We start from the raw sequence: 22,396 nt of genomic DNA on the forward strand, positions 1-22,396 counted from the left end.
GGCATGATTAATTTTAGAAAATTTTATAGCAGCAATCCAAGCATTTCAACATGAGCGTATAAGGCACAGGCTGATTACTTTTTCAGGGCTGATAGTAGGCAGACGTTATATACTCAATCTGCTCTACTTTGGGACAGGATTAAATATCTTAGGCTAGAAATACGGCGATGTCTTCCGCCACCGCCTTAGCTGTGCGGGAAACCCCGACCAGCGTTGCCGAAGCAGCACCGGTCCATTCTCCATAGCCCAGCAGCCATAAATTCGGCACCTGAACCGAACGACCATTATAAACCGCAATGGTATGGTCCTGCTGAATAATCCCGAGGCTACCGAGATGATTCAGTGCCGCTTTAAATCCAGTACACCAGATCACCGCATCCACCTGTTGAGCAGATCCATCGTCCCAAATCACGCCATGTTCTGTAAATGCCGAAAATGGACGCTTGCTCTGTAAAACGCCTCGCTCACGTGCCGCTTTGACTGAATCAATCATGACAATATCGCCCAACCCACCAATCGGCTGCTCGATGCTTCTCCCTTCCTGCTGGGCTTTCAGGCGCTCAGTCGCCCTTAAGAACAGGACACGGCCGTCGACATCATCTGCCAGAAACTGCGGTGGTGTCTGGGTGATCCAAAGCGTTTCGGCAACCAAAGATACTTCTGCCAGGATTTGCGCACCAGAATTTCCACCGCCTACCACCATGACTTTTTTGCCCTTAAAGGGTTCGGCATTGAGATAATCTGCCGAATGCAGTTGCATACCCTGAAAATGTTCACGACCGGCATATTCGGGAATAAAGGGTTGACTCCATGTTCCCGTGGCACTCACCACTGCTTTGGCTTTCCAGCATCGTTCCCCGGCATAGACCTCTAAATACTGGCCCTTGCTTTCCACACGATCCACATGCACGGGACGAATTACGGGAAAGTGATAACGCTGTTCATAGGCTGTCAAATAATCGATCACTTCGTTACGGGTCGGATAGGTCTGTTCGGTTGCCGGCATCATCCAGCCCGACAGGGAACTCCAGCTGTTCGGGGAAAAAAGACGCAAGGACTCCCAGGCATGCCGCCAGGCACCTCCGGGCTGAGACTGATCATCCAGGAGAATAAACGGAATGTTCTTGCGCTTTAAAAAATAGGCCATGGACAAACCAGCCTGTCCAGCACCAATGATGATCACTTCCGTTGCAGTCTGTGTTGCATCCAAAATCTTTTCCCCTTACATTTTTCTGTTGTGTTTAAGGCAGAATCCCGCTTTTGCAGCGGGTTCCAACCTATTTATCTTATTGATAGGACAGCATGAGTAAAAATGAATCCTGCCTTACAAACTGCGCTGATTCACCCGTTTAGAGAGCTCTTCAGCCGATTCCTTGCGTTCCGAATAACGGTTGGTCAGATAAGCACTTTGCCCACGGGTCAGCAAGGTAAACTTATACAGCTCCTCCATCACATCCACAATTCGGTCGTAATAAGCAGAGGGTTTCATGCGGCCATCTTCGTCAAATTCCAGGAAGGCTTTAGCCACAGATGACTGGTTTGGAATCGTGATCATGCGCATCCAGCGCCCCAAAATCCGCATTTGATTGACCGCATTAAAGGATTGAGAACCACCACAGACCTGCATCAGCGCCAAGGTTTTGCCCTGTGTGGCACGAATGGCTCCAGCCGCCAGTGGAATCCAGTCAATCTGTGCCTTGAGAATTGAACTCATCGAGCCATGTCGCTCCGGCGAACACCAGACCATGCCTTCCGCCCAAGCTAAAAGCTCATGTAATTCCTTCACTTTAGGATGGTTCATGTCCGCATCTTCAGGCAGTGGCAGTCCCTTAGGATGAAATATTTTCACTTCCGCACCGAAATATTCCAGAATACGTCCCGCTTCAAGTGCAGCCAAACGGCTATAAGAACGCTCACGATTCGAACCGTACAGTAAAAGAATACGCGGTGGATGCTCAAGCTGCTTGGCTTGCACCTGTTCAAAGCTTGGTTTTTCCAGCAAGTCTAATTCGATATTCGGCAGTGTCATGAAAATTTCATCCCAATTGTTTTTAAGCAAAATATTTTTTCTTTAGCCACAAAGACACGCTGACCAAGGAAATCAGCACCGGCACTTCCACCAAAGGACCAATGATCGTGGTAAATGCGATCGGAGAAGCCAGACCAAAGGTGGCAATCGCAACCGCCAGGGCCAACTCAAAATTATTCCCTGCTGCGGTAAAGGAAATAGCCGTGGTTTTCGGATAATCATTACCCATCCATTTGCTCATGAAGAAGCTGACAAAGAACATCAATACAAAGTAAATGGTCAATGGAATCGCAATACGCAGTACATCCAAAGGTAAACTCAGCACATCCGCACCTTTGAGACTAAACATCGCCACAATAGTGAACAGCAGCGCAAGCAAGCTCAATGGGCCAATTTTTGGCAGGAATTTCGTCTGATACCAGTCCAGCCCTTTGGCTTTGACCAAAGACAGACGGGTCAGGAAACCCATCAGAAATGGAATACCCAGGTAGATCAATACTGCATTGGCAATGGTCCAAAAATCGACATTGATCACATGCCCTTCTACCCCAAAAAATGGCGGTAAATAGGTCAGGAAGAACCAGGCATAACTACTAAAGAACAGAATTTGGAAAATACTGTTAAAAGCCACCAGTGCCGCACCATATTGGTTATCACCGCAAGCCAAACCGTTCCAGATCAGTACCATGGCAATACAGCGCGCCAAACCGATCAGGATCAGGCCGGTCATATATTCCGGATAATCGCTCAAAAAGACGATTGCCAAGACAAACATCAGTACCGGGGCAATCAGCCAGTTCTGGATTAATGACAAAGCCAGGGTTTTCTTATCCTGAAAAACTTGTGGCAGTGTCGCGTAATCCACTTTGGCCAACGGCGGATACATCATCAGAATCAGACCAATCGCAATCGGCAGATTGACCGAGTTGACGCTCATGGCATCCAGTTCTGTTGATGCTTGTGGAAATACCACCCCAATCGCAACACCCAATGCCATGGCCACAAAGATCCATAGCGTCAGGTTGCGATCTAAAAAGGATAAACCTTGTTTAGACATGATCTGCTCGATTAAATATGAGAAATTTTATTGATTTCAGCAATGAGCTCCGGACGGCTCATTTTTTCGGTATCCAAGGCAAATAAAGCATCTAGGCGTTTATTGATATGGTCGACAGTGGTCAAGAAAGCCTGTAATTTTTCTTCTTCAGGCAAGTCTAGGTGTGAAGGATCAGATAGCCCCCAGTGTGCCTTGATTGCTCCACCCAAATATAGTGGGCAAGCTTCCTGTGCCGCAGCATCACACACGGTAATCACCACCTCTGGCTGATATTGTTCGCAAGCATCAATCGTTTTACTCGACAAACCTTCAGTAGATAGACCGAGGTTCTGTAAGGTCTTGATCGTTAAAGGATGAACCTGACCGGAAGGTTTGCTGCCAGCACTGTAAGCCACCCAGCCTTCTGGCGCACGGCTATTGAACAACACTTCAGACAGAATACTGCGGCAACTGTTGCCCGTGCACAAAAACAAAAATTTCATGAAAATTTACTCGCAATGGCTCTGGATCGGCAGAGCAGATGGATTAAATAAAACTGGAGCATGACTACGTTTGAGCGCATCAAGAATTTCAAAGCACCACGCAGGCAATTGTGGATTGATGCTGTAATACACCCACTGGCTTTGACGACGGTCATTTAACAAACCACAAGAACGCAACAAGGCCAGATGGCGTGAAATTTTCGGCTGGCTTAACTGGAGTTTATCGGTCAGATCACAGACGCATTGCTCTTTATTTTCTGCAATCAGCATGACAATACTGAGACGTGTCTCATCGGATAAACATTTAAAAAACTGAACGTGGTCCATAGCTGCTCCTATCCTGTTATGCAAATATATACATATCCGCATATATAGTAAATAGTATAAGTTCAAAATTATAAACGGATGATTATAATGAGGCTAGAAATATGCCGATTACAAAATCATCCATTTCATATTTTGTGTTGTGAATAAAGAAAATCTTAACGATTAGAAACTTTAAGGAATATCGAATGACTGATAAAAATATTTTAGTACTCATTGACGGTTCTGATCCGGCGCTAGCGGCAGTCAAGCAAGCCTCTATTATAGCTGCTGCTATGGATAGCAAACTCACGATTATCAGCATCGTCGAAGAAAATCCGTTTACCAATACCGATTTTTATTACTTCGGTGCAGACTCAGCGACCATGAAAGTATTTTTTGATGAAGCTTGTCGTAATGCAACACAGGCCTTAGTTGAAGCAGAGAAATTATCAGCAGACTCAGGGGCAAGTGAAGTTAAAACTCAACTGATTAAAGCTGAAGTTTCTGCGCAAACTATTGTAAAAGCAGCAGAGGAAGCAGGAGCTGCTCTGATTGTGATGGGATCGCATCGGCGAAAAGGTATCCAGAAACTCACTTTGGGCAGTGTGGCTGAAGAGGTATTAAAGCTGGCCAAATTACCAGTGTTAATTGTGAAACAATAACGAACCTGATTTTTTTGTTCATTCAATACAAAAACCAGTGGCCTGAACCACTGGTTTTTTTTAATAAGGCGTGATTTCTGAAGTTATTTATTTTTCTCAATCAGTTCTGCTACAGCTTGAGCTTCCAGAACTTTACCACTCGACACGATTTTATTGTCAATAATCAGACCTGGGGTACTTAACAGACCGGTTTCAGCAATCTGCATCATGTCAGTGACATATTCAATTTCAGCTTGCACACCGGTGCTTTTGACTGCTTCCTCTGTCGCTGCCAAGAGTGCTTTACATTTAAGACAGCCTGTACCGACGACTTTAATTTGCATATTTTATTCTCCAAACGTTTTATAAAAACCAGTAACCAAAAGTATTCAGGCTATAACCAATAATCAAGATTCCCACAAAAATAATCCCAACAAACAGGCTCAATAAGCGGGTTTTTACCACTTGTTTTAACAGGATCAGGGATGGCAAGGAGAGAGCTGTTACCGCCATCATAAAGGCCAATACTGTACCTAAGCCCACACCCTTCGCCACTAAAGCTTCCGCGATCGGCAAGGTACCAAAAATATCCGCATACATCGGCATACCCACAATGGTCGCGACCAATACGGAGTACCAGTGTTCCTGGCCAAGCAAGGCCGTAATCCATTGTTCAGGAATCCAGTTGTGAATCGCTGCGCCAATCCCTACTCCGATTAGCACATACAGCCAAACCTTGCTAAAAATTTCGACCACCTGTTCCCAAGCAAATGTACGCCGCTCTTTTGCAGTCATACTGAAATCTTCATCTTCTTGTACTGCCTGATTATGGGTTACAAACTCAGCCACATACTTTTCCATTTTTAAATAGCTAATCAATGATCCTCCTAGTACTGCCAGTATCAAACCGAGTAGTACATAAACTATGGCGATTTTCCAGTTAAAAATACTGGCCAATAGAATAATTGAAGCCAGATCAACTAACGGAGATGAAATTAGAAATGAAAAGGTCACACCCACTGGAAGCCCGGCACGGGTAAAACCGATAAACAGCGGAATGGAAGAACAGGAACAAAATGGGGTAATGGTTCCGAGTAAAGCCCCCATGATATTGGCTTTAATCCCGGTCATTCGGCCTAAAATCTGTCGGGTACGTTCAGGTGGAAAATAACTCTGGATATATGACAGGGTATAGATCAAGACTGATAACAGAATAAAAATCTTGAACACATCATAGATAAAGAAATGAATACTGCCACCAAGTCGGGTTGCGACCGATAAACCGAATACATTTTCAACCAGCCAGCGTACCCCATTGGACAGCCAGGTCATTTTAAGCAGGACATCATTGAGCCAGGCAAAAATCGCGATTATGCTTTCCATTCAAAGCTCCTGGTTTGGGCTGAATAAAAGCGCTTGTGTAAATACACATAGTTCTTCAGCACGAATGGGATTAAGAGAATAGTACATCCAGCGTCCATCTTTTCTGCGCTGGACCAAACCGGAGTTGGTTAGGCATTTCATGTGGTGAGATAATGTGGACTGGGTAATCGCCAGATTCTGTAGCAATTCGCATGCACAACATTCCCCTGCCTGTAGCATCTGCAAGATCTGAAGACGGGTAGTATCCGTCAAAACCTGATACAGGTAAACTGCTTGCTCATTGTCCAATTATTTTTATCCATCAGTGACTTATCGTATTGAGTATGTAACTTATATTGATCATCGTCAATGTGTTTTTTCGCATAAAAAAAGCCCAACCAAGTTGAGCCTTTTCGTCTCGGAGTCTTTTTATTTCATACGATTACCGTGTTCATCAATGATGACTTCACCATCTTCTTTGGCAAAAGCTTTTAATTGTGGTGAAGGCAGGATATCCAGAACCAGCTCTGACGGGCGACATAAACGTGTACCTATATCTGTGACGACCAATGGGCGGTTAATCAGGATCGGATGTTCCAGCATAGCCTCAATCAGTTTCTCATCTGTCCAGCTGGCATCATCTAGATTCAATTCGGTATAAGGATCCACATTTTTACGCAACACTTCACGAACGCTTAAGCCGGAATCCTGAATCAGTTTGATCAACTGCTCTTTCGAAGGTGGAGTGACCAGATACTCAATCACTTCTGGTTCAATTCCTGCGTTACGAATCAGCGCTAAGGTGTTGCGAGAAGTTCCACATGCAGGATTATGATAGATTTGGATTTTTGGCATTTGATCCATGAGTATAATCTCTTAAACAGATAGCCTGTTATATATGAACATTCGAATATACGCAATATGCAATATATTCATTTATAGCACTCACCTGATAATGAAAGTCCACAAACATTTGACGCCTCTTCCAAATGTGACCATCTCATATTTAGATTATTGGATCTGACTATAGATTTATTCAAATACGCTGCACAATACCTTGAAACCATGAGCCGGTATTGACCGTGGAACAATAATAATTGCTAAAACAACTTCTGCAGCTCTGCAACTTTCCTTTAGGCTATTAATATTTAACTAAATAATTTTTTACAATGATTTTATATAAACAACCGGTAAATGTTCGACAGACAGCCCTTGATTGTTGCAAAACAATTTTATTTCAGCTGTGTGCGATTCATTTTCGGATCAAATAGGCCATTGCGCATGGTTCCCTGATCATCCAAAAGTGTGAATTCAATGCGATCAAATTTGGCAGACTGCGGAGCCTGCTCTAAGGGATAGATACGATTCGCTTGTGTAGGGGTCATCATATCCATCTGTTTTGCAACAGCTCTGGACTGCTGACCTTGAATCACTTTTAGTCCGGTAAATGAAATATGGTAGGGTGTAGGATTATGACAAAGTAAAAACCACTGCCCTCCAGATTGCTGTAAGGAAAAACGCAGCTGTGCAGCAATTTGTTCAATATTCATTTTGGCCAAGCTGGCTGGGCGATAAAAAATTTTCAGCTGGGTATTCATTGCCAGATCTAAACGTGCCTGATTTTCACCGACCGGCTGAGTTTGCTCAGGTGTCTTCCCTGCGATTTCATACAGATTGAGCCAATAGACTGATTCACGATCGGTTGGCATGGCATCGCCATTCTGCACGATACGTATTGCCTGAATACCTTTGGGGTTCATCTTAAATATTGCTGGCAACACTACAAAAGGGGCTTTGGCAAGATCGAGATTACCGGAACCCTCATCTACCCATATTTGTACAACAACAGGATAGTCATTGCTATTGGCCAGTAGCAAGGATTGTTCCTTGCTCTGTTCTGCATAAATGACCCTGCTAGAGGCAGGCAAAATACCTGCCCGTGCCACACTGTGAGCGAGTAAGCTTATACAGCATAAGCGTAGAATTGACTTCATTGCATTTTTACCAGCACATGGGCAGTTGCAAGCACGGAGCCCGCCGTCACTGCTCCAGCAGCAGGAAGTTTTTTTAATACAGCACGTAGTGGAATATTGGTGGTCTTGTCTCCAGAAGATTGGGTAAGATCTGGAAAATTATACCAACCCGCATTAATGCCACTTGGGTAATTAATAGCATTCCCTAAATAGCAAACATTCGTGCTACCACCTGTTCCGGGAATAATTGGAGCTGTCCAATCACAAGAATAATGTATGCTAATCCCTCCACCAGTATTGGTGGTATTGGGAAAGCCACTACCTGTATATCCCGGCTGTCCGACAAAGTTCATCAGTGTACTGCCACTATCTTTGTAGAGGAAAATCCCGACATTTTTAGCTCGAGATGCATTGGTAGAATAGTCATCCGAAACCAGTGCAGTCACCCTGTTATTGGCATTGACCAGTCCTAAAGCTTGTGCCTGAGTATAGCTGGCTTGAGAAGCCTGAATCCCGACAGCAAATTGACCAGTATTCAGGCCAGCAGTCACATTTCCCGTACATGCAATCTGGATTTGAAAATCTGCAAACACTTCTCCACCTGTATCCAGATGAGTCGTCGTGGTCAAAGGTAAAGTAACTGTCTGCGTATTAGCAGTGGTCGCCCAGCAGGTGTTTGCAGCAGGGACAAGGAATGCTGCATTATATAAGGTATAACCAAAACCATTTTCAGGACCATAAAAATCAAAATGGGAAGCAGAATCATCTCCTTCAATGTCATGCAGGAAATGTACAGGATTGTCAACTGTATCAAGTATTCCACCTTTATCATCTGCTAATTGAATATATAATGAGGGTTGCCCACATTTATAATTTCCTGACTCCCCCATACCAATCGTTCCTCCTTCAGTAACAGAATCACAGTAAAAAGAAGGGTTTAATAATGCAGGGGGAGTACCAGCTACTTTAAAAAATTCAACTTGCAAAGTAGGGATATGTCTTAAGCGAATACAATACCAGCCCTTGGGACATTCAGTTGGACTGAATGTATCTCTATCCCCAACATCGTAGTTTATTGGAATACTTTTCCAAGTTCTTGTTAAAGGAATATCCATCATGGTTTGACGAATGCCAATTCCTTTAAACCATGTATAATAAACATTTGACGCACCGCCAACATCGGTAGGATCAACGAGATTATGTCCACCAACTCGATCATCGCCATTCGTGGCAACCAGAAGCTTGATATAATTAACATCAGTGGCAGTATTACAACGCCATAAAATCGTTTCAGTACCTACATTTTTAATTTTATATTCTGTTGCAGCAACAGATATCTCTGCGAGCTTAGTCCCTACCGGTTGAATCGTATTATTGTAAAGGTGCAAATTTCCTATTGGAATCTTTGCTGCAGAATTATCATTAGTATTCGTAGTTTTATTATTATCCAGGGTAGTCGTCTCCCCTGTAATGTAGTTAACAAAGTAACATTGTGCCTGTACAGTAATACCAATACTCATTAACAGCATTACAAAAAAAAGTTTGAGCAGAATATAAAACTTATCATTCATGTTATTTATGCTCTACAGTGCATTGTAGTTGTAATTTAATCAGCGGTTGTTCCAGCTGCTGATGGTCGATACGGTAAGGCATTGTGCAACGTTGTCCCGCATCATCGCCCCAATCGAAAGTCAGTGTACCTTGTGGCTGTTCGACGCGTACATAAGCCTGTCCAGCCTGTCCCACCATGCCAATCATTTCACCGGCTTCATTACGGACATCTGCCCCCATCGGAATATTTTGCCCTTCAGCTAACATACTTTGTATCAACACACTATAGCCATAACGGGTTTTAAAGTTCACTTTCACTGCAGCGCCAGCATAGGGTGCTATACGCTGTTCACCGCCTTCCAATTCGATATTGCTGGACACCCCTTGCGGGTCGAGGGCAATGGTGTTGTAACGATAAGGACTGATACTCGGGACCAAGGCATAACCAAAACGGTCAATCCTGTTGGTGGGGGAGCTGACAATTTTTGCACCTTTGGCACCTTTGGCTTCAACCAGTGCAAAGGTATCTCCAAGATAGGAACCCAATGTAATTCCGCCAGCATGGATGGCCAAGGCACCACTGGCATTCAGGGAACTTTGCCAGTATTGCTGATTATAGGCACTATTGAGACCAAGAGAAATTTTCGGCAGCCTCTTGTACAGGCCGGCATTATAAGTCTGATCATTCGACTGTCCGCTGCCATTCATGCCCAGGTTATAGCTCAAGCTATAGTCTTCATCCAAGGTACCAGTTATGCCAACCTGATAGTTATCACTGTCATTACTGCGATTATAATTGGCGTTCAGGTTCGGCGTCAGCCTGCCCCGGTTTGATCCAAGCGGGAACGACAGGCTCAGACCACCAAAGTTGTCAAAACGTTCTTGCTTGACCACTCCCCCTTGAAGGCTATGAAATTTTTGCCGCGTATAATTCAGATTCATACTGAGAATACCAAAAGATTTTTGATACCCGGCTTGCAGTGAAGTATCACGTTCCCGCCCATCGCGATAGTTTTGGGTGGAACCGGATAAATAAAATGAACCATAACTTCCCAAGGGCTGACTCAGATTGATCTGAAAACGCGAACGCTGTAAATTGCTATATGAAGAAGCCCACGGATTGCCCTGCTCCCAGGCATAACGCGATCTTAAAATATCACTGAATTCACGATAACCGCTGGTCGAATAGCGATAGCCTGCAAGGGTAATTGTGGTCTTGGTCGGCTGCAGGGTCTTACTGTAAGTCAGATTGGTCATCCAGCCATCGCTGGATTCCTGTCCATCTATACCTGGCAAATCGGCTCGCGAATAAGTCAAATTGGCACCCAAGGCACCCAGAAAACTGCCATAAACACCTCCGACTGCCAGGGCCTGATAAGCATCGGCAAGACGTATACCGCCATTCACGGTAATACTATTACTGACCCCATATTCATAATTAAGGTCTGAAAAAAAAGCATCACGGGTTTGATCCAGATCGGTCCAGCCCATTGCCAGACTATAATTCGACAATCCGGCGCGTAGAGAAGTGGGAACAGCTGCATAGGGCACTTCTGTGGAATGCCTGGAACCATCTGCTTCAGTAACAATGATGGTCAGATTGCCATCATAATTGGTCGGATAAAGATCATTAATTTCAAAAGGGCCGGGAGCCACCGTAATTTGATAAATCTCCACCCCATTTTGTTCAATCGACACTTTGGCATTGCTTTGAGCGATGCCACGGATTACCGGAGCATAACCACGCATTGAATCTGGCCGCATTCGTTCATCTGTTTGCAGACTAAACCCCTGAAAAGCCAACCCTGACAAAAAACGTCCTGAGCTATACTGCTGTCCCAGAAGCAGTTGGGACTGCAACTTATCCACCGGGCGTTGCACATAACTGCGAAGATGACGCCAGGTTGTATTATGATCATTATTCATGGACAGGTTGGATTGCTGCCGATATTGCCATTTGCCCAGATTGATCCCGCCATTGAAACTCATAAAGGCAGATTCAGAATTGTCCTGATGACTTAAGCGGCTCTGCGAATAATAATAGTTGCCCATATAATTGACGAAACCAATACTGCTGCCACTATCCAGATCGGCTGGATTGACATAGCCTCGCGGCAGATTCTTCATGAAACGTTGCGGCACCATCAGGTTCAGACGCAATAAGGAAAAATCAAAATGGCTGCTACTCCCTGTTGCAACCTGGGTGATGGTTAAACATGCAACAGGTTCAGTGATACTGGCCTGTTGTTTACGATATTCCTCATCGCCCAAAACACCAGCTTGCTCTAGCAGTTCGGTGGATAAGCAGGCGTCTACACCCTGTACGGTTGCCTGATTTTCAATAAACTGGATACTGCGTCGTTCCAGAAAACGGTCATTGATGTAGAGATCAACTTTATATACCCCTGCTTCAATCCGGTCTGCCTGATTAAAGCGTTCAATCATTGCAGCACTTAAGCCACTGCCTTGAAATAAATGCGGATCAAAAGTATAGGTTTCTTTTATCGGCTGCTTGCTATCCGGCTGTACGATAGCACTGCTCTTGGGGCTGACGACGAATGGTGGTTCCTGAGCAGATACCTGCTGCAAGCAGATACAGTGAATCATCAGAGATAAACAGGATGGCAAGAATAAAGGGATCATTCGCTCCATGCTTTATCCCTATCTGATGTTACGGCTGTTGTACAGAAATGTCTTGTCTGGCTATGGCACCATAATCATTCACATACGTCACACTCAGTACGCTGTCTTGCTCCACTGTTATTTTTTCAGGCATGGGCCAGGTTGCGCTGCTGTATGGGGCAATCATGGCAACAGATTTCTGGTCAATGCGATAATTCTGCTGTTTCACTTTTAAGGTCGCAGTCGTCAGGTTGGCATAATATCCGGTCGGATTATTAACAGTGATCGTGCTACGCTGCGTATGTTGCTGTAGCGTATAGGTCCATTTTTGCGGCATGACTTCAACATTGCCAATAATGGTTTTGGGACGATAAAAAACTTTTAAGCGGTTCTTGACCAGAAAAATTAGCTTATTTTGGTCAGCCGAACTTTCCTGTAAAGCGGGAATCTGTTTGAAATTCAGATAAAAAATGGATTCACGATCCTTTGGTAAGTCAGTCTGAGGCACATAAATCAGGCGTGCCATTTGACCCTTATGTGGATTAATACGAAATAACGGGGGATTCACTACAAAAGGAGCATCTGCATTTTCAGGCGTAGATGCATCATTCCCCCGATCCAGCCAAATTTGCACAATATAGGGGATGTCGCCATTATTACTGAACTGCAGGGTCTTTTCATTGCTTTCAGCAGGAAAAATAACTCGCGTCCCGACCATCACAATATTTGCCCACGACTGCATGGAAATCATGGAAGCCAATAAAGTTAATATAAAAGCATAACGAAACACGGTTTGGATTCCTGCATTTTTTTATATTTTTACTGAAATTATCTGACACATATCTAGAAATAAGTAAAGATCAATATATGTCAGATCGTTTATACATGTTTTATTGGTAAACTAATTCATAGTCTACAATTGCTTGCACAGTACCAGCGGTGACTCCATTTTCTACTGCAATATATCGTGCTACGAAAGGAAATTTTACTACTCCTGAACCTATAGCATCTGCTAATGGTTGAGTACCAGATTCAGCATATCCTGTAGTAAAGTTTAATGCTGTATCACCTGTGCTACCAATCACTCCTGTATCTTGCAAAAGTTGTATCGCGACCTTCGTTGCAGGGGTAGTGCCGGCTGTATTAGCTAAATTTGCTCCATTCACGTTCTGCGCTAAAAAACGCGTTTTAATCGATGTAATGAGTGGAGTGGTAATGGCAGTACAATCGGTTACGTCTATGGTAAAAGGTGTAGCCCCTGCAGTATCATTTGCATTAGCTAACTCTTGAATTTTCACTGTTGGCAACGTTACGGTAGCACTAGCAGTAGTGTTATTAACTGTTACTGCACAGGTACTATCCACAACTTGACCACTGAATGTAATTGTACCTGTATTAGCCATTGCCATATTTGCTGCTCCTGCAGCAATTCCAGCAAGTAATAAATGTTTTAATTTCATAAAAATCCCCTATTCCTATATACATTTATACGTAGTTATCAAGTGAAACTTAACGATAATTTTAAATTATTAATTTAACATTAGCATTAATAATCTATAAAAAAAAGTATTTTAGACATTAAAATTAAGAGGTTATTAAGCTTTAAAAATAGACTTTAAATATAACTAAACTGTTGCTAATGATTTCTTAAAACTGTTAAGGCTATCCAATATAGCGAAGTCTGGGTTAATGCCCTTGTCTTGAATAAAAGCGTCTCTTAGATTCCACTCTACAGGTAGATTTTCAATAATGATCAGTGAAAACGCCAGAATGTCTGAGTGATGGTTTTATTCATATCTCTAGTTCTTGAAACTACTGTCTCTCAAGAATGTCCTGCCAAGATATAGTAATGTTAATCGGCATAAACGTAGCCTGCTATATAATATGTCTTTGGCTGCAAGCGTATACCCGATACCGTCAGTGTTGCACCTTTTTGTCAGCCTTGAGTCAGCCTGTGGTAAAACCTGCTGGAGTCAGACAGGCTTCCACATATGCGACAACAATTTTTCAATCTGGCTGATTTTCTGTATCGGCACTCTTTTCAATACATCACTCAGATAGGCTACGGATCCAGTTAACACTCTTCCGCTGACTGGATAAAGCATCATATTGGCAGCGCGTGGGATCACTGCGCAGTGATCCTGCAAAATACTCAGACAGTTTTCTATAGAAAAATATAAGGTCAAATTAGAAATTTACAGTCCATGACAGTTGTGCTGTACGTGGTGCCCCAAGGAACAAATAGTCATCACCGAAGAAACTACCCGCATCTCGCCAGTATTTCTTATTGAACAGGTTATCAATGTTGAAGCGCAGCATATTGTCATAACCATAAGCCCGGAAGTTATAGCTTGTACCTGCATCAAATACGGTATAAACAGGTACTTTCACAGTGCCTGTTTTGTTGGCATATTTACTGCTGCTGTACTGCATACCGGCCAATAAACGCCATCCCTCTACTTGCGGCACCTGATAAGACAGATGATTGGCAAAACGGACAGTAGGTACATTCTGAGTTTGATGGTCTTGATATGCAGCAGTTTCTAGCGCTGTAAGACGTGAACGGGTAAGTGCCAAAGTCGAGTTCAGATCTAGATTCTGACCTAGGCGCCCTTGTAGACCCAGTTCCAGGCCCAGATTATGCTGTTCACCATCTGTGACATAGTCACTCGCAGTATTGGTATATTGATTGTCTTGGGTTAAATCAAACACTGCAGCGGTAAAGAGTACCCCCTGCCACTGCTGCTTAATCCCCAATTCATACTGGGTGGAATGTACGGGGGCTAAAGTTGCAAAAGCATTGTTGGCATACCACGGGGCCTGCCCGCCATCACTCAAGCCTTTGGCGTAAGACGCATACAGATGGGTGTTTTCCCCAGGCTGATACATTAAGGCCAGCTGCGGCAGGAAGCGAGTCAAATCGGTATCGCGGATGTTGTTGCCATTCGTATTATAAGCACTTTCATTGACATGCAAGAGTTTACCACCCAGCAAAACAGACCAAGTCTCATTGAAATCAATCTGGTCGAGTAAGTTCAAGGCTGTGTGCTGGCTATCCAATGATTTGTAATGATTGCCTAGAGTTCTGTCATTAGGGGGTGCGATGATAGGATCACTATAAATATTTCCTGTACCTACCCAAACCATACTATTAGTAGCATCATATTGTGCATGCCGTTTATAGGTTTGTGACAATTCCAGGCTAAGCGTATGTTGCCATGCTCCAGTGTTGAATTGGCCATTTAATCCAGCCTTAAACTGATTGGTCAGATAGCTGTCATTCGGACTACGGAAATCATAAATATCATAGTTGCCATTTTGGTCAAAGCTATTGCCTAAACCTGAATATTGGCAAATGCTACTATAAGAGCAACCCCACGGGAATGCTGAATAATCATCCACCACCACACGGCTTTGCGAAGCAGCCAGATTGGCTGTCCAGTTGTCATTGATCTGGTGAATATATTTTAAACCGGTATTCAAACTTTCATTGGTCACCGGTTGGCTCCAGCTCTGATACCCCAGCAAACGGTCCCATTCAACGCCAGTGGGTACTGTTTTACCATCCAGCAACTGATAGCCGGGTACGGAGCGCTGACGTTGGCGCTGTGATTCGATATCGAATTCCAGTTTTGAATGATCCGAAATTTTCCAGTCTAAAGCCAAAGCACCAAACACGCGCTTGCCATCGGCATGTTCCACATAAGGATGAATCTCTTCATGCGCCAAATTGACGCGATAGCCAAACTGTTGATCTGCTCCAAGGAAACCGCCGAAGTCCGTTGCCACGCGGTTGCCACCATGACTGTCGGCTTCAACAGTAAATGAGTGAATGTCTTGGGGGCGTTTGGTCACATAGTTCACCACACCACCCGGGGTTGCCATGCCACTTTGAATTGCACTGATGCCTTTTAAAATTTCGACTTGCTCTTTGTTTTCAAGCGCCACATTTTGCTCACCGCGCAGCAAGTGACCATTGAGTAAATAGCTGGATCCCAGATTTAAGGCAAAACCGCGCATGACAAAGTTCGGATAATAGCCAATCGGGGCATAGCCATCCCCTACTGCAGCGTCATTTTTAACCACATCCGTCAGGGTTTTCGCATGCTGATCGGCGATACGTTCGGCTGTGATTGTGCTGATCGATGCTGGAATTTCAGCCAGGTTTTGCTGGCTAAAACCAGATATATTCACCTCGGGTTGGTCATAGGCCGTTTGTGCAGTCACTGTGAGCTTTTCCAGTTGCGAGATCTCATTCTCATTTGCAGCATGTACCCATACCGGGCTTAAGCCTAGACATGAAAATGAACCCGCAGTGAGTAACGCTTTTTGTAAATGAGAAAATGAATACGTTTTCACAGTAGTTGTCCAACCCCAAAAGATAATCTTGCAGCATGCATTTTTCGGGCATGAGTATTCACAATTTTCTCAGATTGAACAAGCATTTCTACACCATATCCGAGATTTTTTTATCTTGATTCCGATACGGCTTTTTAAACCAGGATTTCTGGGTTGGGTTTATCCTGCCAGTATTCAAATTTAAGCCGCAACTTGGATGAAAGGTCTGCATCATTCAGCCGGTTGAATGCCATACCTGCATATATCTGAGACCTGATTTGAGAACACTGAATCGCCTCGGGCCAAGTTTGATTTTGGCCTTGTTTGTCTTTTGATTGGATTTAGCATTAAATCACAAGGACGGTATTGCTTAGCCTGTGCCTTTTATTCAAAGACAATAGGCTATTCGTTTTATTAAAGCCTGCGCTGTAAATCTAAATGATTCAGCTTACTATACTGCTGCTGCATATCATTAAATGCGTCAGAAAAACCAATTAATGAAACTTCATTCACAACCAGTTTAGCATTATGAGATACATTAAACTCGGTTTTTACCTCAAAGCCACGCTTGAACTGATCTATAATGGCTTGAGCGTCACGGTATAAACCCTCACGCGCCTGCAAAACACTATTATTATCTACTTTAAGTAGTGTAATAGAATTTTTTGCATGGTTTATGCCAACACTTAAGCTGTAAGAATCGTTCATACGCATTACCGTAATATGGTTTTTACGCATTGTGCAAATTTTAGTATTTTCACTACTCTTTACCCAGCATTGAATATCCCAGCTTGCACGTCCCAATAACCGATTTTCAGATTTTTCAAGAGAGTCATTTATATGCTGATAATCTACCTGTTGTATTAAATAGCCCAACCGATCATTCTTCATGCTTATAGTTGCAGCTCCTGCCGCATTTGCAATCGTTAAACCTAAAACTGCCCCAAACAAAATATAAGTATTATTTAACATTAGTCTATATAAAAAGATAAATTCAGCACACTATAGCAAGCTTTTAGCCTTTCACATCTTATACATTAATTTTATTTACTAAATTAAAAATCCATGATCCATTATTTTTATATTATCCATTGTCTTGTCAATGTATAAGATTTAAAGCTAGTGTTCAGATGAAGAGGGTATCTTTTTAATTTTATAGTTTTAAACTTTTAAACTTTTAAACTAAAGATAATACCTTTAAGAGTGTTATAGGCGGTTGTCTCTCAATCAGGTAAGGGTTATTTTGGAATAAAAAATGCAATATGCATATAGATTTCAGAAGTTAAACCAATCAGCAAGGTTTTTTAACCGCCTTATTTCCATAAAATACAGCTTTAGAATATGTGATATATAAAAGATCTCTTTCATAAATCAAAAATTAAGCTATTTGTTGTTGATTATTTGTACCGTAGAATTTTTAACATTCATGCATAATTTTTAGATGAAATACATCGACTCAAAACAGATTTCTGAAACACAGCTTAAGCGATTACGAGCATCTCATGGTCAACGTTTTATTTAATGGTTGAGCAATTGCATAAGCATGTTCTAGCTAAAGGCAGACTACCCAAATTACGCCTGGAGGATCAGATTCTGCTTTGTCTAGGATACTGCAGCAGTCCAGTCCATTAAAACAGGAGTCAAATCTATGATTTATGAAGTATCTGGAGATATTTTACTCAGTGATGCACATGCTATTGCTCACGGTGTTGCCCCCAATGACAACTTTGCTACAGGTCTCGCTTTAAGTCTGCGTGAGCACTGGCCGGCCTTGTATAAAGACTTCCGTAACTATTGCCATATTTATCATCCTAAGGCCGGAGAGCAATGGACATGGGTGAATGCTGAAGGTCAATGTATCGTAAACTTGATGACACAAGAGGCAGCTTATGATAACGGTTCAAAACCCGGCAAGGCGTCTATCGATATGTAAACCGTAGCCTAAAAAACTTAAAAGATTTAATCGAACAAGAGAAAATTGAAAGTCTGGCATTACCTCGCCTTGCCACAGGGGTTGGCAGTTTAGATTGGGAGATGTACGCCCACTCATCTATTTTTAACAAAAACGATAAGAAGAGTTGAGATGTTTAGACTTAAGCTAGGCTAAAAATCACTGGTTTCATACAGATGTGACATACGCTTCTGCTTTGTTTCTAAATAAGCTTTATTAAAATGATTTAAGCCTACCGTCAAGGGAACGCGGCTAACCACATTAATTCCTAAATCAGTCAATGCCTTGATCTTAAGCGGATTATTTGTAATCAACTGGATATCTTTAATTTGTAGGTAATCCAGCATAATGCTACACATGTCATACTGCCGGGCATCTGCAGGTAAGTTTAACAACAGATTGGCATCAAGCGTATCATGACCTTGATCTTGCAGTGCATATGCACGAATTTTATTGGTCAATCCTATGCCACGACCTTCCTGACGTAGATACAAGATCACCCCTTGCCCTGCATCATTGATCATTTTCATGGTTGCGTGTAATTGTGGGCCACAATCACATTTTAATGAACCAAAAGCATCCCCTGTGAGACACTCAGAATGCATTCTGACTAATACGGGTTTTACAGGAACCGTTTCTAATCCTTGAGCAAGAGCAATATGTTCTTCACCCGTCGTTTGATCTTGAAATGCTATAATCTCAAAATTACCGAAAGCAGTCGGTAATTTAGATTTAGAAACAAATTGTATGGCCACTGATTCATCCAATTAAATTTTAAGAGTCAGTAAAAACACTGTTCATCAAAAATAAAAGATTGGTCATATCTAAATTAAGATTGATTTAGTATTTTCGTATCTTCGAAATATTACATTCCGGATTTGATCATAGTGATTTCAAAGTGAATTTTATGTGAAACCCTAAAACATTTTGATAACGTTTTTAAACAGCTCTAGACTACAAAGCAAAAACCAAGAATTGAATACTTTCATCCTTTAAAAGGAGGCGGGGCTTCACTTTTATTGGTAAATAGTGTCCAGATCTTTCTGTATAGAACCTTAAACTATACCCGGCAGGACTTGATTCACCTTAACGAATATTTTTTCAGGATAGCCGACCTGATAAGACGGGAGATCATTTTGCATGAACTGATAAAGTTCTTTTGCTACAAACTCTGGTTTGTCTATTTTCACTCCTAGCTTAAGATTCATCCCCGTCTCGGTGGCACGTGGCGAGAAATATCTGAATTTAATGGGGGGCTTGCTGTATTTCCGTGCAATGCGCCACGTAAAGCAAACTTACTGGCACAATAGCTGACATAGCCCGGCTAACCAATGCTGCCGAAGGTTGAACCTATATTAATGATCTGGTCAAAATTTCAACCTATCATATCCACATCTATACTTTAGTGATGAAGCTCAAGTCTCGCCATTTTGCCTAAACCCAGCAGGTGTAGCAATTTGCTACACCTTTTTTTCTATTACTGACTCAGCATTTTTTTCAACAGGTTTTCCAGCTCCTGTAAGTTTTGATCATCAAATTCACTTATTTTTAATGATACTTTTAAAGTATTGTGATCAAACTTGATATTGCCTGCGACTTTTCCATCATATTCAATTTTATGCACGATCGATGTTTTAATCGGTTGTTTGGTTTCTTTCGACTTTAGAATTTTTTCTGCCAATACTGCCAGTTTTGTTTGTTCTACTTCTTTTTTCAGTAATTTTACCCAGGCTTCTAAAAGTGCTTTTTTAGCATTGCTGTAATTTGCTTCGTAATCCGAGAGAAATTTTTTGACAGCCGTGGCTGCGGTTCGCGCCAATAATGCCGGCTGTTGCTCTAAATCTGAAATCAGTTCTTTCGGTAATTTTTCGAAAGATAAATATTTATACATATCCTCACGGTTCATGCCTAAGGACTTTGCCAGTTTTTGCTTGTTCTTTTTTAATTTCTCATCCAGAGAACTCAAACCTACATAAATTTCATAATCGGTTAGGTCTTCGCGTTTTAAATTTTCAGCTAAAGTTAATAGTGCAACCTCTTCATCAGATGCATCAATGACAATCACTTCAATGGTGTTTTTATTGAGAATTTGATGCGCTTTCAAGCGTCGTTCACCAGCGATTAACTCATATTTGTCCTGTACCCGTCGGACTGCAATGGGTTGTAGTAAGCCAATTTCTTCAATCGAAGCAGCCAAATCTTCAATATCTTGTTGATTAAATATTTTTCGTGGCTGATTTGGACTAGGATGAATATCTGTAATTTGTACATTACGACGCAGTTCTTTCACATCATTGACATGCTCTTGCTGAGCTTGTTGATGCTTTTGAGTATTTTGCTGAAGACGTTGTGCCAGCAATTCTTTTGTACTTACCATAATATTCTCAGAAGACTTTTATTCAACACGATGGATGATTTCTTTCGCTAAATCTTGAAAAGCCTTACGAACTTTAGAATTTTTATCTACACTGAATAAGGGCTGTTGTAAAATTGCTGCCTGATTCACTTTAGTACTCATTGGAATGGTCGTTTTTAACAATTCACCGACCTGGCTTAAAGCTTCATCTCTAATCAATTTACACACGTTTTGACGTTCATCATGTTTAATCAACAAAGCGCCTAAAAGTTTTAACTCAGGATTAACCCGTCTTATTTTACTTAAATGGTTAATCAAGTCAGTTACACCATACAAACCATATTGAGAACCTGATTCAATCGGTACTATAACATGTGTAGATGCTGCTAATGCATTACTGGTGAGCAGTTTTAGGCTTGGAGGACAGTCAATCAAAATGAAGTCATATAATCCTTTTAATAACTCCAATTTATTAGATAATTCTTCAGATGGTCTTGGGGCATCATCTTTGAGTTGATCTTCAGTTTTACCTAAAGTGAGTGATCCATAAATTAAAGAAACGTTTTTGAAATTGGTTTCTTCTTCTAAAGCATCAGATAATAGGCTTAAATCACCCACCAATAATTCAGCAGACGTAGTTTCCACTTCACTTGGATGTCTTGATCCGATATGTAAACTTGCATTGGCCTGAGGATCTAAATCAATCACCAATACTTTATTACCCAAGTCGGCTAGCTCTGATGCCAGATGAACAACAGTGGTTGTCTTTCCGCAACCACCTTTATGATTTGCCACCGCAATTATTTTAGTTGACTTAATTGTCATAATAGACCTCACTTGAGTTCTTGTAATATAAAGAACTTTGTAGCAAGTTGCTACACCTTATTTACTTTAGCTTGCAGTTATAATCGGAAGTTCGATAAAAAACAAACATATTCTTTTTTTTATAAAATATAGCTAGCTAATTATAATTAGTATTAATTAATATAATTAGTTAATTATAATTAGAACACTTTTTTATTTTTTAAAATCAATATCTTATGAATTTAAAAGTGGAAGGTTTGTCACTGAAAAGTGGAAGGTTTGTCACTGAAAAGTGGAAGACTTGTCACTGAAAGGTGGAATACTTGTCACTGAAAGGTGGAAGATCTGTCACTGAAAGGTGGAAGACTTGTCACTATGGTGGAAGACTTGTCACTGGTTTTTAAAAAAAATTAAATATAAGTGATAAAATTATTTAAATTCAATATTTTAATTTGTTGATAAGTTGAAATATTTGACTTTAAAGGTGGAAAACTTGTCATTTTGATATTTTTATTCTGTGGATAAGCTGTTTGTTGCTAATTTCATCAAGGATACTGTGCGTTTTCACTTCTGAGTCGGCTAAAAGTGGAAGCTTTGTCACTGTTAAGGTGTATTTTTTATTATACTTTCCACTTTATTGGGGGGCTTAGTGCATTTTTTCCCTTTTTATATGACTTAAAAATGTCTGAGAAATATTAAAAGTGGAAGCTTTGTCACTAAATAGTGCATTTTTAATTTTATTTTCCACTCAATGTTTAAAAAGTGTTTTAAATGACAAAACACAGTGACAAGGTTTCCACCATTAGCTTTGGGTTTGATGGCTTCTTGACCAAGGATGGGTTTTGCCTGAGTTAAAATGGTGGATAATTTGCATGAGATTCCACTTTTGTGTATAACATGTAGAAAAGCACTTTTATTTTCCAC

The 22,396-nt window shown here is 41.7% G+C and carries 22 protein-coding genes and 1 pseudogene; 3 read left to right on the forward strand and 20 right to left on the reverse strand.

Annotated elements, in window-relative coordinates:
- Window positions 1-148: 148 nt before the first annotated feature.
- The 5 genes from LZZ98_RS12850 to LZZ98_RS12870 form a co-directional block, all read right to left on the reverse strand.
- Window positions 149-1,210 carry an ArsO family NAD(P)H-dependent flavin-containing monooxygenase gene (locus LZZ98_RS12850; protein WP_237788185.1) on the reverse strand — a complete coding sequence of 354 codons (1,062 nt, stop codon included), beginning with the start codon at window positions 1,208-1,210 and terminating at the stop codon, window positions 149-151.
- Between the two features lie 114 nt (window positions 1,211-1,324).
- Window positions 1,325-2,029, reverse strand: coding sequence for an arsenical resistance protein ArsH (gene arsH / locus LZZ98_RS12855; RefSeq protein ID WP_237788186.1), 705 nt, complete (start codon window positions 2,027-2,029; stop codon window positions 1,325-1,327).
- Window positions 2,030-2,051: 22 nt separating this feature from the next.
- Window positions 2,052-3,086, reverse strand: coding sequence for an ACR3 family arsenite efflux transporter (gene arsB, locus LZZ98_RS12860; RefSeq protein ID WP_237788187.1), 1,035 nt, complete (start codon window positions 3,084-3,086; stop codon window positions 2,052-2,054).
- Window positions 3,087-3,097: 11 nt separating this feature from the next.
- On the reverse strand, window positions 3,098-3,568 hold the full coding sequence (locus tag LZZ98_RS12865) for an arsenate reductase ArsC (protein WP_237788188.1): 471 nt from the start codon (window positions 3,566-3,568) through the stop codon (window positions 3,098-3,100).
- 6 nt (window positions 3,569-3,574) lie between these two features.
- Window positions 3,575-3,895 (reverse strand): metalloregulator ArsR/SmtB family transcription factor, encoded by a 321-nt coding sequence (locus LZZ98_RS12870; RefSeq protein ID WP_237788189.1) that lies wholly within the window; start codon window positions 3,893-3,895, stop codon window positions 3,575-3,577.
- A 185-nt stretch (window positions 3,896-4,080) separates the two neighbouring features.
- Between LZZ98_RS12870 and LZZ98_RS12875 the strand changes: the two genes are divergently transcribed.
- Entirely contained in the window at window positions 4,081-4,536 is a 456-nt protein-coding gene (locus LZZ98_RS12875) for a universal stress protein (RefSeq protein ID WP_237788190.1), read from the forward strand.
- Between the two features lie 83 nt (window positions 4,537-4,619).
- Here LZZ98_RS12875 and LZZ98_RS12880 read toward each other — a convergent pair whose 3' ends face one another.
- From LZZ98_RS12880 to LZZ98_RS12935, 11 genes are all read right to left on the reverse strand, one after another.
- Complete coding sequence (locus LZZ98_RS12880) at window positions 4,620-4,859, reverse strand: thioredoxin family protein (RefSeq protein WP_237788191.1); 240 nt, start codon at window positions 4,857-4,859, stop codon at window positions 4,620-4,622.
- Window positions 4,860-4,878: 19 nt separating this feature from the next.
- Window positions 4,879-5,898, reverse strand: a complete 1,020-nt coding sequence (locus LZZ98_RS12885) for a permease (protein WP_237788192.1) — start codon at window positions 5,896-5,898, stop codon at window positions 4,879-4,881.
- Entirely contained in the window at window positions 5,899-6,186 is a 288-nt protein-coding gene (locus LZZ98_RS12890) for an ArsR/SmtB family transcription factor (RefSeq protein ID WP_237788193.1), read from the reverse strand.
- Between the two features lie 120 nt (window positions 6,187-6,306).
- Window positions 6,307-6,741, reverse strand: a complete 435-nt coding sequence (gene arsC, locus LZZ98_RS12895; RefSeq protein ID WP_237788194.1) for an arsenate reductase (glutaredoxin) — start codon at window positions 6,739-6,741, stop codon at window positions 6,307-6,309.
- Between the two features lie 368 nt (window positions 6,742-7,109).
- The gene (locus LZZ98_RS12900) at window positions 7,110-7,871 is read right to left on the reverse strand and encodes a fimbrial biogenesis chaperone (protein WP_237788195.1); all 762 of its coding nucleotides are present in this window, start codon (window positions 7,869-7,871) and stop codon (window positions 7,110-7,112) included.
- A complete protein-coding gene (locus LZZ98_RS12905; RefSeq protein ID WP_237788196.1) occupies window positions 7,868-9,421 on the reverse strand; it encodes a fimbrial protein in 1,554 nt (517 codons plus the stop codon). Before LZZ98_RS12905 ends, LZZ98_RS12900 begins: the two co-directional genes overlap by 4 nt.
- Before the next feature lies 1 nt (window position 9,422).
- Complete coding sequence (locus tag LZZ98_RS12910) at window positions 9,423-12,053, reverse strand: fimbria/pilus outer membrane usher protein (RefSeq protein ID WP_237788197.1); 2,631 nt, start codon at window positions 12,051-12,053, stop codon at window positions 9,423-9,425.
- A 19-nt stretch (window positions 12,054-12,072) separates the two neighbouring features.
- Window positions 12,073-12,813 carry a fimbrial biogenesis chaperone gene (locus LZZ98_RS12915; protein ID WP_237788198.1) on the reverse strand — a complete coding sequence of 247 codons (741 nt, stop codon included), beginning with the start codon at window positions 12,811-12,813 and terminating at the stop codon, window positions 12,073-12,075.
- 100 nt (window positions 12,814-12,913) lie between these two features.
- Window positions 12,914-13,483, reverse strand: a complete 570-nt coding sequence (locus LZZ98_RS12920) for a fimbrial protein (RefSeq protein WP_237788199.1) — start codon at window positions 13,481-13,483, stop codon at window positions 12,914-12,916.
- Window positions 13,484-14,210: 727 nt separating this feature from the next.
- Complete coding sequence (locus LZZ98_RS12930) at window positions 14,211-16,382, reverse strand: TonB-dependent siderophore receptor (RefSeq protein WP_237788200.1); 2,172 nt, start codon at window positions 16,380-16,382, stop codon at window positions 14,211-14,213.
- 393 nt (window positions 16,383-16,775) lie between these two features.
- Complete coding sequence (locus LZZ98_RS12935) at window positions 16,776-17,333, reverse strand: hypothetical protein (protein WP_086176680.1); 558 nt, start codon at window positions 17,331-17,333, stop codon at window positions 16,776-16,778.
- A gap of 676 nt (window positions 17,334-18,009) precedes the next feature.
- On the opposite strand from LZZ98_RS12935, the gene LZZ98_RS12940 reads away from it, so the two are divergent.
- Together LZZ98_RS12940 and LZZ98_RS15575 are read left to right on the forward strand one after the other, a co-directional pair.
- On the forward strand, window positions 18,010-18,294 hold the full coding sequence (locus tag LZZ98_RS12940) for a hypothetical protein (protein ID WP_237788201.1): 285 nt from the start codon (window positions 18,010-18,012) through the stop codon (window positions 18,292-18,294).
- Between the two features lie 29 nt (window positions 18,295-18,323).
- Entirely contained in the window at window positions 18,324-18,443 is a 120-nt protein-coding gene (locus tag LZZ98_RS15575; protein WP_330848238.1) for a hypothetical protein, read from the forward strand.
- A 21-nt stretch (window positions 18,444-18,464) separates the two neighbouring features.
- Here the strand turns inward: LZZ98_RS15575 and ribA are convergent, their stop codons facing one another.
- The 4 genes and pseudogenes from ribA to LZZ98_RS12960 all read right to left on the reverse strand — a co-directional run bounded on the left by ribA (window position 18,465) and on the right by LZZ98_RS12960 (window position 21,493).
- Window positions 18,465-19,067, reverse strand: coding sequence for a GTP cyclohydrolase II (gene ribA / locus LZZ98_RS12945; protein ID WP_237788202.1), 603 nt, complete (start codon window positions 19,065-19,067; stop codon window positions 18,465-18,467).
- 300 nt (window positions 19,068-19,367) lie between these two features.
- Window positions 19,368-19,678, reverse strand: a pseudogene (locus LZZ98_RS15580) (SDR family NAD(P)-dependent oxidoreductase); the annotation flags it as partial.
- A gap of 111 nt (window positions 19,679-19,789) precedes the next feature.
- Entirely contained in the window at window positions 19,790-20,689 is a 900-nt protein-coding gene (locus tag LZZ98_RS12955; RefSeq protein WP_237788204.1) for a ParB/RepB/Spo0J family partition protein, read from the reverse strand.
- Between the two features lie 18 nt (window positions 20,690-20,707).
- Window positions 20,708-21,493: a ParA family protein gene (locus LZZ98_RS12960; RefSeq protein WP_237788205.1), complete on the reverse strand. Its 786-nt coding sequence runs from the start codon at window positions 21,491-21,493 to the stop codon at window positions 20,708-20,710.
- Window positions 21,494-22,396 lie beyond the last annotated feature (903 nt).

This window comes from Acinetobacter sp. SM34, from assembly GCF_022012365.1.
In the GTDB taxonomy this organism is placed as follows: domain Bacteria; phylum Pseudomonadota; class Gammaproteobacteria; order Pseudomonadales; family Moraxellaceae; genus Acinetobacter.